This window comes from Motiliproteus sp. MSK22-1, from assembly GCF_001968815.1.
GTDB lineage: Bacteria > Pseudomonadota > Gammaproteobacteria > Pseudomonadales > Balneatricaceae > Motiliproteus.
In genome coordinates, this window is record NZ_MIEQ01000025.1 from 88,006 (window position 1) to 101,330 (window position 13,325).

The 13,325-nt window shown below is 47.5% G+C and carries 15 protein-coding genes and 2 tRNA genes; 1 reads left to right on the plus strand and 16 read right to left on the minus strand.

Annotated elements, in window-relative coordinates; translation table 11 throughout:
• Window positions 1-19: 19 nt before the first annotated feature.
• On the minus strand, window positions 20-1,078 hold the full coding sequence (locus tag BGP75_RS05830) for an AI-2E family transporter (RefSeq protein WP_076716464.1): 1,059 nt from the start codon (window positions 1,076-1,078) through the stop codon (window positions 20-22).
• 87 nt (window positions 1,079-1,165) lie between these two features.
• Window positions 1,166-1,402 carry a sulfurtransferase TusA family protein gene (locus BGP75_RS05835; RefSeq protein WP_076716467.1) on the minus strand — a complete coding sequence of 79 codons (237 nt, stop codon included), beginning with the start codon at window positions 1,400-1,402 and terminating at the stop codon, window positions 1,166-1,168.
• Window positions 1,403-1,568: 166 nt separating this feature from the next.
• Between BGP75_RS05835 and BGP75_RS05840 the strand changes: the two genes are divergently transcribed.
• Window positions 1,569-3,014: a M48 family metalloprotease gene (locus BGP75_RS05840; protein ID WP_158070067.1), complete on the plus strand. Its 1,446-nt coding sequence runs from the start codon at window positions 1,569-1,571 to the stop codon at window positions 3,012-3,014.
• A 69-nt stretch (window positions 3,015-3,083) separates the two neighbouring features.
• Here the strand turns inward: BGP75_RS05840 and nadA are convergent, their stop codons facing one another.
• The 14 genes from nadA to ruvC all read right to left on the minus strand — a co-directional run bounded on the left by nadA (window position 3,084) and on the right by ruvC (window position 13,286).
• The gene (gene nadA / locus BGP75_RS05845) at window positions 3,084-4,154 is read right to left on the minus strand and encodes a quinolinate synthase NadA (RefSeq protein ID WP_076716469.1); all 1,071 of its coding nucleotides are present in this window, start codon (window positions 4,152-4,154) and stop codon (window positions 3,084-3,086) included.
• Window positions 4,155-4,430: 276 nt separating this feature from the next.
• Window positions 4,431-4,506 (minus strand) — tRNA-Lys (locus BGP75_RS05850).
• A 35-nt stretch (window positions 4,507-4,541) separates the two neighbouring features.
• Window positions 4,542-4,617: transfer RNA gene (locus BGP75_RS05855), tRNA-Lys, on the minus strand.
• 37 nt (window positions 4,618-4,654) lie between these two features.
• A complete protein-coding gene (queC, locus tag BGP75_RS05860) occupies window positions 4,655-5,350 on the minus strand; it encodes a 7-cyano-7-deazaguanine synthase QueC (RefSeq protein WP_076716472.1) in 696 nt (231 codons plus the stop codon).
• 115 nt (window positions 5,351-5,465) lie between these two features.
• Window positions 5,466-6,347, minus strand: coding sequence for a tol-pal system protein YbgF (ybgF, locus tag BGP75_RS05865; protein ID WP_076716475.1), 882 nt, complete (start codon window positions 6,345-6,347; stop codon window positions 5,466-5,468).
• An 11-nt stretch (window positions 6,348-6,358) separates the two neighbouring features.
• On the minus strand, window positions 6,359-6,904 hold the full coding sequence (pal, locus tag BGP75_RS05870; RefSeq protein WP_076716478.1) for a peptidoglycan-associated lipoprotein Pal: 546 nt from the start codon (window positions 6,902-6,904) through the stop codon (window positions 6,359-6,361).
• Between the two features lie 70 nt (window positions 6,905-6,974).
• Window positions 6,975-8,276, minus strand: a complete 1,302-nt coding sequence (gene tolB, locus BGP75_RS05875) for a Tol-Pal system beta propeller repeat protein TolB (RefSeq protein ID WP_083704647.1) — start codon at window positions 8,274-8,276, stop codon at window positions 6,975-6,977.
• The gene (tolA, locus tag BGP75_RS05880; RefSeq protein ID WP_076716551.1) at window positions 8,273-9,259 is read right to left on the minus strand and encodes a cell envelope integrity protein TolA; all 987 of its coding nucleotides are present in this window, start codon (window positions 9,257-9,259) and stop codon (window positions 8,273-8,275) included. Before tolA ends, tolB begins: the two co-directional genes overlap by 4 nt.
• Before the next feature lie 18 nt (window positions 9,260-9,277).
• Window positions 9,278-9,694, minus strand: coding sequence for a protein TolR (gene tolR, locus BGP75_RS05885; RefSeq protein ID WP_076716480.1), 417 nt, complete (start codon window positions 9,692-9,694; stop codon window positions 9,278-9,280).
• Between the two features lie 50 nt (window positions 9,695-9,744).
• Window positions 9,745-10,407, minus strand: a complete 663-nt coding sequence (gene tolQ, locus BGP75_RS05890) for a protein TolQ (RefSeq protein ID WP_076716554.1) — start codon at window positions 10,405-10,407, stop codon at window positions 9,745-9,747.
• Window positions 10,408-10,478: 71 nt separating this feature from the next.
• On the minus strand, window positions 10,479-10,889 hold the full coding sequence (ybgC, locus tag BGP75_RS05895) for a tol-pal system-associated acyl-CoA thioesterase (RefSeq protein ID WP_076716483.1): 411 nt from the start codon (window positions 10,887-10,889) through the stop codon (window positions 10,479-10,481).
• Window positions 10,890-11,930: a Holliday junction branch migration DNA helicase RuvB gene (gene ruvB, locus BGP75_RS05900; RefSeq protein ID WP_076716486.1), complete on the minus strand. Its 1,041-nt coding sequence runs from the start codon at window positions 11,928-11,930 to the stop codon at window positions 10,890-10,892.
• A 151-nt stretch (window positions 11,931-12,081) separates the two neighbouring features.
• On the minus strand, window positions 12,082-12,702 hold the full coding sequence (gene ruvA, locus BGP75_RS05905) for a Holliday junction branch migration protein RuvA (protein ID WP_076716489.1): 621 nt from the start codon (window positions 12,700-12,702) through the stop codon (window positions 12,082-12,084).
• A gap of 65 nt (window positions 12,703-12,767) precedes the next feature.
• The gene (gene ruvC / locus BGP75_RS05910; protein ID WP_076716492.1) at window positions 12,768-13,286 is read right to left on the minus strand and encodes a crossover junction endodeoxyribonuclease RuvC; all 519 of its coding nucleotides are present in this window, start codon (window positions 13,284-13,286) and stop codon (window positions 12,768-12,770) included.
• Window positions 13,287-13,325: the final 39 nt, after the last annotated feature.

A 13,325-nucleotide genomic window follows, 5' to 3' on the forward strand; every position in this document is an offset into this window, starting at 1 on the left:
AGAACAGTCCCGTTTAAGCTTAGCCCACTTTAACTTTCGATGGCCAAGCACTCATTACTGCTTTAATTAATGTGGCCAATGGTATCGCAAAAAACACTCCCCAAAAGCCCCACAGACCACCAAACACCAGAACCGCAACAATAATCGCAATAGGGTGAAGATTCACCGCTTCAGAAAACAGCAACGGCACCAACACATTACCATCCAGCGCCTGAATAATTCCATAAGCCAGCATTAGGTACATAAACTCCGGCCCCCACCCCCATTGAAAAAAGGCAATGAGCGCAACAGGAATCGTCACAACAGCAGCACCGATATAGGGAATGACAACAGACAATCCGACCATAATGGCTAATAACGCCGAATAACGAAGGCCCAGAACAATAAAGGCAACGTAGGTAACTGCACCCACTACTAAGATTTCAACAACCTTACCTCGAACGTAATTTGCTATCTGGTCTTCCATTTCCAGACCAACCTGTGTAATCACAGCACGTTTTTCTGGGAGAAACGCTGTCCACCAGCGAAGGATTACACTGCCATCCTTCATAAAGAAAAACACCAGAATAGGAACCAGCACCAAATAAATCAGTATCTGAATCAGATTACCTATTGATGAGATAGAAAAGGAAAGAACCATCTGCCCAAGCTTTGCAAGCTCAGCAGTTGCCTGATCAATAACAGCCTGCACCTGAGTACTGGTGATCAGTTCAGGATAACGCTCGGGTAACAACATCAGCAAATCTTGTCCCTGTGCCATCATCCGTGGCAACTCATTTAACAAATTAACCAACTGGCGCCATGACTCAGGAATAACAACCAACAGAATCGCCATGAACGCACTAACGAACCCGACGAAGACCACCGCCACAGACGCTGTATGCTTCATTCCCAACTGCTTTAACTTGGCAACCATCCCCTGCATCAAAAAAGCCAGGATAATACCGGCAAAGACTGGCGCCAACATCCCTCCCAGAGTGAGAACAACAACCAGCGCCAGTACCAGAAACACGAAAAGAAGCAAAGCTTCTTCATCAGAAAAATAACGCTCTACCCAATCTCCAAAAACCTTCAGCATTCGCTGCCTATCCCTTCTCAAATAATCTATTTAAGTCGACTTGCTTTGAATCTACCTACAACCTGTAATGTGATAATGCAGGATCAACTATCCACCCTTCTTGCGAATTATATACGTATAGCTGCCTGCCTTATCAGTAGACTCTAGTAGCTCGTCTCCAGATTGGTCTGTAAATGCTTGAAAATCACGAACAGAGCCTGAATCGGTGGCAACCACTCTCAATACTTGACCCGGCTCCAGCTTATTTAACGCCAATTTGGCTTTTAGCAAGGGTAACGGACAACTAAGGCCACTTGCATCAAGCTCCTGATCAATGTCGTACATAAATTCTCCTAGAATAAAACAGATACGACTAAACTAGGTATATTGCCGCAAAACTGTCTAAATGATGGAACTAATTGCTCACAGCTGCGACTATATACGAAATCCGAACAATCTATAACCGTTCATCAAATGTTCGTCTTTGCTTTCTTTAGAATTGAGGATCCACTTGAAAACCAAACTGTTATCACTTGCAATCCCTCTACTCCTGACAGCCCCGCTGTTGCTGATACAGACTACACCTCTGGACGCTTCCGAATTACCGGTAATTGGCGATACCACATCCAGCACAATAACGCTGGAAGAAGAACACAAACTTGGAAAGGCCTGGGCTCGTGCGTTGCGCGCTCAAGCCCGGCAACTGAATGATCCTTTGGTTTATAGCTATATTGAAGATCTTATTTATCAACTGGCAAGTAACAGCGACCTTCCTGACCGGAGACTTACGCTAATCGTTTTGAATAACCCGACACTCAATGCGTTTGCCGTCCCGGGAGGTATAGTTGGTATCCATGCTGGCCTGTTCCAGTACGCTCAAACTGAAGGTCAATTTGCATCGGTTCTCGCTCACGAACTGTCTCATTTAAGCCAGAGGCACTATGCCACTTCGTTAGAGCAACAACGAAAAAGCTTACCTCTGCAACTTGCAACCATGCTTGGCGGGATAATACTTGCCGCCAACAGCGATGGAGACGGAGCCATAGCAGCAATAGCGTCTGGCCAGGCAGCTTTTCAACAGCAACGATTAGCATTCAGTCGCCAAAATGAACGTGAGGCCGATAATCTTGGTATGCAGGTATTAATGGAGTCAGGATTTAATCCGATAACAATGCCAGACATGTTCATGCAAATGCAAAAATCCTTCCGCTTTGCTGGAGAACAGGCCCCCGAATTTTTATTGACGCACCCGGTTACTGAATCACGAATAGCCGACAGCCAGGGACGAGCAGCACAACTACCGAGCACAGGTAAAATAGACAGCTTAAGCTATCAGCTTATTCGCGGCCGAATCAGCACAATACTAAGCAAAGATACACATGCAACTTATCAGTATTTCACAGACCTTCTTAAAGACAATCCTGGCGAACCAGCCCATTATGCAAAAGCCTTTGCTGCACTGAACTCAGAACAACCCGAAGCAGCACAGGCATCCATTGATTGGCTACTGCAAAAGGATTCCGAAAACCTGTACTACAAGATATTGCAATCTGAATTATGGTTAGCCGAAGGAAAGCCTGAAAAAGCATCAGCTGAACTGAGAGAACTGCTAAGCTTGTATCCCCAAAACCACCCACTGACAGTATTGTTGATTCGCAGCCTAAGAGCCCAACAGAAAAACAACGCTGCAGTAGAAGTATTACGCAAACACCTGCGAAGTTATCCTGAAAATACTAATTTATGGTACGAACTGGCCGAAGCCAACGGATTAACAGACAACATTCTAGGCGTACATCAGGCAAGAGCAGAATACTTTCTGCTTATCGGCGCTACTGCTAAGGCAGAATCCCATCTAAAACTGGCGCTAAAGCTACCCAATATAAGTGAAAACGATCGGGTTCGACTTGAACAACGACTAAAAGAAACGCATGAAATAAAGAAAAGCATGGAATTCTAGCCATAGTCTACCTGGCGATCAGCGCCAGGTAGATCCCCCTGGTCAGGAGATAAAGCTCAACACCGGAGACTAGGCGCGAGCTCTGACAGCCGGCTGTATTTGAGCTGAAAAATCCAACATCCGTTGCAAGGGCAATAAAGCCTGTTGGCCTAGCTGAGGATTAACAAACACCTCCTGCTCTCCTGTCTCCAGCACATGAGCCATGTTTTCAAGCTCGTTCATCGCCATCCAAGGACAGCTGGCACAACTACGACAGGTCGCACCATTTCCTCCAGTGGGCGCTGCGATAAGCGTTTTATCTGGAGCAGCCTGCTGCATCTTATAAAAAATCCCGCGATCCGTCGCAACAATAAATTCCTTATTAGGCATTTCACGAGCAGCCCTTATGAGCTGACTGGTGGAGCCGACGCTGTCAGCCATTTCGATCATTGATGCAGGTGACTCAGGATGAACCAGAACGGCGGCGTTCGGATAAACTTTTTTCAAGTCATTCAGCCCCTGCGCCTTAAACTCTTCATGGACGATACATGAGCCATCCCACATCAACATATCAGCTCCTGTCTCTTTGGCAATATAGCTCCCAAGATGCTTATCTGGCGCCCAAATGATTTTTTGTCCTTCATCAACCAGATATTCAACGATATCCAACGCACAACTGGATGTAACCACCCAGTCAGCACGGGCTTTTACCGCCGCAGAGGTGTTCGCATAAACGACCACCTGATAATCGGGGTAGCGATCACAAAATGCAGAAAACTCTTCAATAGGGCAGCCCACATCCAGAGAACAGGTTGCCTCCAAAGTCGGCATAAGAACACGTTTCTCAGGACTAAGAATTTTGGCGGTTTCTCCCATAAAACGCACACCTGCAACCAACAGTGTTTGCGCAGCATGATCTCTGCCGAATCGAGCCATTTCAAGAGAATCTGATACACAGCCCCCCGTCTCCTCAGCCAGTTCCTGCAACAAAGGATCAGTATAATAATGAGCCACAATACAGGCATTTTGCTCAATAAGCAGGCGCTTGATTTTCTCTTTATAAAAAGAAATCTGCTCTGTAGTCAGTGCGGTGCGTTGATGGTTATGAGCCAAATGCTCTTGGACCATAACCCGGTCTTCAATTTGTTTTTCAGTCAACATAGTATTCGTCAGCATGTATTTTAATCATTACTACTTCGGACAAAATAACCATTTGACAGATGAGCTTTTGAACACGGTTGCTTGCTGTCAACATGACTACCAGCCTAGGCAGTAAAACGTTAATGCGGAGACTTTGCCTTGTCATCACTTACGGGCTCTAGACGATCTAAATATACCATAGACCGGCACCTAAACAGAGCAACGGGTTCGAAAACTCAGGGGGAGGTAGGTCATCGACATTACCAATCCATGATGACACGAACAGGCTGCGGAAAGTGGTGGGTCGTGGGCGACTCGAACGCCCGACCAATTGGTTAAAAGCCAACTGCTCTACCAACTGAGCTAACGACCCCTGGTAGAAAAACTGAAAATATGAAACTAAGTTGTTGGTGGGTCGTGGGCGACTCGAACGCCCGACCAATTGGTTAAAAGCCAACTGCTCTACCAACTGAGCTAACGACCCCAACGGGTTGCGTATACTACCGAAGTATCAACGAAAATCAACCCTGCTTTTGTGAAACATAGCGAGTAACATCCTCTACTCCGGCATCGGCAAAACCTTGGCTACGAAGACGACAACTGTCACAAACACCGCAGGCATTGCCTTCATCGTCGGCCTGGTAGCAAGACACAGTTAACGAATAGTCAAGCCCATGGTTGATACCTTGCTGGATAATCTCAGCCTTGGTCAGAGTCATTAACGGAGTCTCAATCTTAATGCAGCCACCATCAACGCCTATCTTTGTGGCTACGTTTGCAAGAGCCTGGAAAGCTTCTATAAATGCGGGACGACAGTCAGGGTAGCCGGAATAATCCACTGCATTTACGCCTATAAATATTGCCTGAGCCTCAACAACCTCGGCCCAGCCTAGTGCCAGAGAAAGGAAAACCGTGTTTCTGGCTGGCACATAGGTCACAGGTACCCCTTCTTCAATTGACTCAGGAACATCAATACTACGATCGGTGAGGGCGGAACCGCCTATATCTTCAAGGCTCAATCGCACAATTTTGTGATCAATCACACCCTGCTGCCCAGCAACGGCCCTTGCGGCATTCAACTCTGCAAGAGAACGCTGGCCATAATCGAAGCTCAATGCATAGCACTGATAGCCCTGACGATTCGCCATAGCCAATACAGTAGAAGAGTCCAAGCCGCCGGAAAGCAGCACAATAGCTTTTTTTAATTTATCTGACATGTTGGAACATACTCGGAAGGGAATTTCTCGATCAGTAGCGCCACCACGTCCGATGATAGCACTACATATAAGCATAGAGCACAGGGCTCAGATCAAACTAATGTGTGTTCGAAGATCAGTTGTTCAGATTCTTCTTGAGGTAATCATCAGCCAGTTTAGCCGATGATTGATTAGGATAGAGTTCAATCACCTTTTTCATAGCAGCAGCTGCCCCGGGCCTATCTCCCATCAGGTCATAGGTTAACCCTAGTTTATAGTAAGCGTCAGCAGCCTTCTGATGCTTGGGAAAACGCTCGATAAGCCGCTTATAAGCGGCTTCCGCTGCCGTATAATCAGTTTGCGCCCGATGAACTTCACCGGTCCAGAAAACTGCGTTTGGCACTAACGGGCTAGACGGATACTGTTTCACAAAATCGTCAAAGGCTAACAGCGACTTAGCGTAAGAACGCTGCCGGACCAGCGCAAATGCCCGCTGATAAGCCTCCCGATCAGACAACCCTGGAACCGTGGTTGATGTAGCTGGAGAAGGACGGGAGGCAGGCACGGAAGAAGCAGGCTGGTTGAGCACACTCTGTTTAGGCGTAACCTGCGCAGCAGTGACAGAGCCCCTCCCAGCAGCACTTACCTCAGCCAACTGACGAGTAAGATTCGTGATACGACGATCCAGATCACGATACCGATCCCGTTGGCTGGTACGCATCTTTTTCATCTGATGCGCTTGCTCTTCAACCTTCCCCCGAAGAAACTGAACTTCCTGTTGCAGCTGATCCAACAATATAAGCAGCTCCGCCGCCTGGGATTGCTGGGCACTTTGGGCAATCACGACTGGCGCCGGAACACGGCCTGCGGCGTTTACTGCATTTGCAGTTAACGCCCCATTACCTGCAGGTTTACCACTTCGGTCAACAACAGGTACCGGTAGTGAACTTTGAGCCCACAGGGCCGACCCCTGCAAACCAATAACAACGCTAATCAGTACCTTTGCAGCTTTCATCATCTTAATGGTGCTTAGTATTTAATTTCAACGCGACGATTCTGACCCCAAGCGTCTTCACTATGACCAATGACCGCTGGACGCTCTTCGCCATAACTGACAATTTCAATTTGCGAGTTGGAAACACCCTGTACTGTCAGGTACCGACTAATAGCCTTGGCGCGACGCTCACCCAGCGCCATATTGTACTCTCGGGTACCCCGCTCGTCGGCATGCCCTTCCAGCACAACCAGCTGGGACGGGTTATCCACCAGAAACTTAGCGTGGGCTGAAAGATCTGCAAAAGCCTCTGCCCTAACTACTGCCTGGTCAAAATCAAAATAAAAGACGCTGGTTAAACTCATCACGTCAGCTTTGGTCATTCCAGTATCAGTATCCATCTGTCCGTGGGTCATACTGGAACTGTCAGTCCCTTGGCTTGTTGCAGAACCCTCATCTGTTTGTTGCTGCGTATGATCCATAGAATCACCACTATCGGTGTCCTGACTGGTGGTACTACAACCCGCTGCCCAGATTACAGACGCCGCGATAGCAATCGCTTTAAGATTTCCAAGTCGCATTATTTGCTCCTAAATCGCCATTCCTGACTTCAATAATTGATTTTCGCCCTAAGGTACTGCCATCATTAGATTATTGCAAGTACGGAGACCAAGCAGGCTCGCGCACATCGCCAAATTTCGCGGGCAAGCGAAACCTAACTCTTCCGTCAATCGAAACAGCTCCTAATACACCGCGTGTCCCATCCTGGGTCGCGTAAATGACCATACTGCCGTTTGGTGCAATACTCGGTGATTCATCTAAATAGGTCTCTGTAAGCACATCCAGACGACCGGTCTTAAGATCTTGAACTGCAATGTGAAAAACCCCGTTAGAGCGATGAACCATAACCAGATGACGGCCATCATAGGTCAATCCGCCACGGGCGTTATAGTCCCCTTCAAAAGTCAGTCGCTCAATCCAGTTATTGCTTAGATCGATACTATAAATCTGGGGCTTACCACCACGATTGGAAGTAAATATGATAGAACCTCCATCAGAGGACCAGCTTGGCTCGGTATCGATACCATAATGGCGTGTCAGACGTCTGAGGTTTCGGGTCGCAATATCAATGATATAGATCTCTGGATTACCATCCTTGGAAAGCGTTATCGCCAACCGCTTACCATCGGGAGACCATGCAGGCGCTCCATTCAAACCTCTAAATGCAGTAATTCGTTGCCGTTGGCCAGTAGCCACATTTTGAATAAATATTGAAGGCCGCCCGGTTTCGAAGGAAACATAAGCCAGATTTTTTCCATCTCTTGACCAGGAAGGAGAAAGAATGGGCTCTCTGGACTCAAGAATCGTCTGCGCATTAGCCCCATCCGCATCAGCCTTTTGCAACCGGTAATTATAGCGATCCTTAGAGACTTTGCTGGCTGTAACGTAAACTATCTCAGTGGCAAAAGCCCCTTTAATTCCGGTCAACTTTTCATACACCACATCACTGACCCGATGAGCCAAACGCCGCAGATCTTTTTTCGCACCACCAAAAAAACCTCCGGCTATACGCTGTTCTTCGATCACGTTAAACAGTTCGTACTCAACCCGATACCCATTAGAGGCAGGATCAGGAAGCACTTTGCCGATAAGTAAGTATTCCAACCCACCCAGTCGCCAATCCCGAAAATACACATCGCCTCCCTGTGATGGGAAACTCAACATGTTTTCTCTTTCCATTAAAGAAAACAAGCCGCTTCTGTAGAGATCATCACTAACAATCTCCGCCACATCAACGGGCAGCCCTTGTATACCTTCCCAACCGAAAGGAACCACAGCTACCGGCACGGGGTTATCGGCCCCCTGGGTAACCTCAAATGTCAATTCAGCCCTCGTCAGTATTGAAACCAATAGCAAGCTACAGAACAACCAAGTTTGCAGTAGACGTATCACAGACGTAGATCCTCTGGTCTAAAAATCATGTTAAATTCCCGAAGGTTTCGATCAAATGTTATGGGGTCAATTCCCTGAAGCTCGGGAAAACTCTCCGACTTCCAAACAGCATTTACAGCACTTCGATCAAAAGCCGCATCACCACTACTTTTATACATATATGCATCATCAACCTCGCCCGTAGGTAACAGTCGTATCTTTACCTCAACTTGCATGCCATTTCTGGCCGACGGAGGCCTGGACCAGTTTGAAGAAACCACGCGCACAATAAGCGATCGGGCACTTTCCACAATCTGCCCTTCATTTGCCAATCGCTGCCGCTCGGCTTCAAGTCTTTCAGACTCCTCTCTGGCCGCAGCCTGAGCAAGAGCCTCCTCACGCTGTTTCTGGGCTAATATTTCCTGTTGCCGCTTGCGCTCGGCCGCCTGTTTACGTTTCTGCTCTTCAGCTGCCTTACGCTTTGCCAGCTCTTGCTGCTTTTTCTTTTTTTCTTCTGCAGTCCTCTTCTGTTTTTCTGCTTCTGCTTTCTTCTTCTCTTCTGCTTTCTTTTTAGCAAGTGCTATTTGCTTTTCTTTAGCTTTCTGCTGATCAGCCTTCTTTTGCGCATCAGCTTTTTGTTTCTTCTCGGCTGCCGCCTTCGCCAGTTGTTTTTCCTTTGCTTTCTGCTTATTCAGCTTGTCCTGACGAACTTTAGCCTCCTGCTTTTTCTTTTGCTCGGCTTTTCGTTTGGCATCTTCCTTACGCTTCTTTTCAGCCTTACGTTTTGCCTCCGCTTTTTTTGTTTCCTGCTTACGCTTAAGCTCTTCACCTTTTTTCTCTTTAGCGGCATTCGCCGCTTTAAGATCGATCAACTCTGCCTTGACGTGCTGGAACGCTTGCACTGGATGAGTACGTTCTCGCTCAAACCAGGTTGTCGAAGCCATATATATGAGCACGCCATGCATACTGACAGCAAGCACAGCAGGTACTATATAGGAGCGCATTTCAGCCAATTCCGCCCCCTATTCCGTAACCAAACCAACACTTGGAGCGCCAGACTGACGCAACACCACCATAAGCTCCACAACCCGCTCATAATTGACACTTTTATCGCCGCGCACTAACACCAGCTTCTGCGGGTTAGTGTTTAATATTTTCGAAACTCGACTTCCGACATCATCCAGAGAAACAGCTTGCTTAGGATCACCACCGACATCAATAAAATATTCACCGCTAGCGGTGACCGAAACGATTAACGGCTCTTGATCACGATTATCCACGGGTTCAGCGCCTACTTTAGGCAACTCAACATCAACCCCCTGAGTCAGCATGGGCGCAGTAATCATAAAAATCACCAACAAAACCATCATTACATCGATATAGGGGACAACATTGATTTCTGCATTCAATTTGCGGCGATTCTTACGACGACGAATCATTGGCATTCAGACTCTACTAAGCGACAAGTTCAAATTCGGCTTTTATCAAATCAGGCGTGTACACGACGATGCAGAATACTGGAAAACTCCTCTGCAAAGGTCTCATAGCTACTCATCAAGGATTCAACACGGGAAGAAAAGCGGTTATAGGCAATAACAGCAGGGATCGCAGCAAATAGTCCAATGGCGGTGGCTATCAGCGCTTCTGATATTCCGGGAGCCACACTGGCCAAAGTGGCCTGATGAACATTTGCTAACCCCCTGAAGGAGTTCATAATTCCCCAGACTGTTCCAAACAAACCAACATAAGGGCTGGTGGAACCCACGGTCGCAAGAAACGCCAGATGTGTATCCAGTTTTTCCTCTTCACGCGCCAAAGCAACCCTCATCGCACGCTGAACCCCTTCCATTACTGCTTCAGGATCAGCATCTGTTTGTTGCCTTAAGCGAGTAAACTCCTTAATTCCAGAACGAAATATATTCTCCAGCGCACAGTTAGGGTTTGGATTAACGTTAACTTCACGAAATAGCTGACTTAGATCAACCCCGGACCAAAACCGTTCTTCAAACAAAACCAGACTTCGCTTTGCAGAGGCTATAAATTTGCGTCGCTGAAGAATCATCACCCAGGACAAAATTGAAGCAGCAAGCAGGCTCAACATGACTAACTGCACTACCAGACTGGCGTTTACAACCAGACTCCAGAGAGACATTTTTTCAACCACGGAGAGTATTCCTTTTCCAAATTATGTTCTGTTAATTCAGCTTGCTGGCAAGCTATCGCCTATTTTTTCAGATAAGATTCTAACGCTTTCTTCAAGGGTTTTGGCAATCTCACTGGTTTAATCGTGTCCGCATTGACAGAAGCAATCTTCACTTGCGCAAAACAGGTAACCTGCCGGTCACCTATCCGCCGAACCCTCTGTTCAAACGATATGGCCACCGGTGAAAGAGCTTCGATCACCGTTTCCACCTGAAGTTCATCATCCAGGTAACTTGGTTGCAAATATTTACAAGTTGCACTGTGAACAACAAATATAAGCCCGCAACTTTTTAACGAGGCTTGCTCAAAACCCAATTCCCGCAGCAACTCAGTACGGGCACGCTCCATGAATTTCAGATAGTTGACATAATAGACAATCCCACCTGTATCAGTGTCTTCCATATATACTCGAAGCGGGAATAAGTGTTCCATCTATCCGTCTGATTTCTGAGACCTGTCAGTCCCGGAAACCTTACCACCCATACCAAAATGATCATAGGCAAGATTCGTTAAAGTACGCCCCCGCGGGGTTCGCATAATATAGCCCTGTTGAATAAGATAGGGCTCCAGCACATCTTCGATCGTATCACGCTCTTCAGAAATAGCCGCAGCCAGGCTATCCACTCCGACCGGACCACCATCGAACTTTTCAATCATAGCCATCAACAGCCTGCGATCCATATGATCAAATCCACAGCTATCCACATTGAGCATATCCAGAGCCTGGTCAGCCATCGCACCGGTAATAACACCATCGCCTCGAACTTCTGCGAAATCACGACTTCTGCGAAGAAGACGATTGGCGATACGAGGAGTCCCGCGAGATCGTTTCGCCACTTCTCGTGCTCCAGTCTGATCTATTCTGACAGAAGAAAGTTCCGCTGAGCGCTGCACAATGCTGGTTAAATCTTCAACATTATAAAACTCCAGACGCTGCACAATACCAAACCGGTCTCTCAGGGGCGAAGTTAGCAACCCAGCCCGAGTGGTGGCACCTACAAGCGTAAAAGGCGGTAAATCCAGCTTAATGGATCTGGCAGCGGGGCCTTCACCTATCATAATATCAAGCTGATAATCTTCCATTGCCGGATAAAGGACCTCCTCAACGGCCGGGTTTAATCGATGAATTTCGTCAATGAAAAGAACATCTCCAGCTTCCAGATTGGTGAGCATTGCCGCTAAATCCCCGGCCTTTTCCATCACCGGACCCGATGTGGTTTTGAGATCGACGTTCATTTCATTGGCGATTATGTGAGCAAGGGTGGTTTTGCCTAAACCAGGAGGACCAAATATCAACGTATGATCAAGAGCCTCTTTCCGGTTTTTAGCAGCCTGGATGAAAATGTCCATCTGCTCGCGGACTACTTGCTGCCCAACATAATCTGACAATACCTTTGGGCGGATAGCCCTGTCCTGCACTTCCTCGACCCGCGTAGCAGGGGATGGAGCAATGAAACGATCCTCTTCTAACATAAAAATCTCACTACCGACTCCAGTTCAGACCCCAATCATACTTCCAAGTGGTTCCGAAACAACAACACTACTTAATATCTTTGGACGGAACCTTTATGCCTTGTTTCTTTACAGCGCCAGAACAACAGACATAAAGCCTCAAACAACACTCTTACAGCATCCCTTTTAGCGCATGACGTATCAACTCTTCCGCTTTTACCCGGCCCAGAGATTTAACCGCCTGGGCAACCGCTTTGGTCGCCTGAACGGGCTTGTAGCCTAAAGCGATAAGCGCACTTTCCGCCTCTTCCTGGCCACTATCCAAGCTATGCAGAGGTGCAGAATCGTCATCAACTGCAGTTAATGCAAATGACGCATCCTTAGGCATCCAGTCTTTAAGCTTGTCCCGCATCTCTACAATCAGCCGCTCTGCCGTTTTTTTGCCCACGCCGGGCAAACGAACAAGGGCCGCGCTATCGTCGTTAGAGACGCAACGAGCAAACTCATCTGCGTCAATTCCTGAAAGAATTGTCAGCCCCAGTTTTGGCCCGACACCATTAACTTTAATCAACGTTCTGAACAGCGTGCGCTCTTGACGACTATGAAAGCCATACAACAATTGCGCGTCTTCACGCACCACAAAGTGAGTATATAAATCGACCGCCTTTCCAAGCTCGGGCAATCGATAAAATGTGCTCATGGGCGCCTCTATTTCGTACCCTACACCCTGAACATCCACCACCAGTAATGGAGGTTGCTTTTCCAGCAACTCACCACGTATACGTCCAATCATTACTAACCTTACCTCTAAAAAGAAAGGGAATCACAAACCGGCAGCCGCCTGTGTAGAAGCGTTGTCTATCTCAGGCGCCTATTGCCGTTTCTGGTCGCGCCCGTAAGATTAATAAGCCCCTGTCTGGTATTGGCATGACAAAGTGCAATCGCCAACGCATCAGCAGCATCAGCCTGAGGCAGCCCCGGCAGCCGGAGTAATGACCGGACCATGTGCTGGACCTGAACCTTATCGGCTCCCCCATTCCCGACAACCGCCTGCTTCACCGCTCTTGCCGCATACTCTGCTACCGGTAATTTTTGTGACACCCCAGCAACAATTGCAGCCCCTCTTGCCTGCCCGAGCTTCAATGCTGAGTCAGCATTTCTAGCCATAAAAACCTGCTCAATGGCCATTTCTTGAGGGCAATATAGCTTTATGACTTCAAGCACGCCTTCAAACACCTGCTGCAAGCGATCAGGCAAGTGATCACCCTTAATGCGAATGCACCCGCTAGCAATATACTCAGTACTGCTGCCAACTGTATTGATCACCCCATAACCGGTTATTCGAGAACCAGGATCAATACCTAAAATCAGTGTCATTAGAATCCTATTGACATAAAAAAAGGGGGAGGCCCCCCT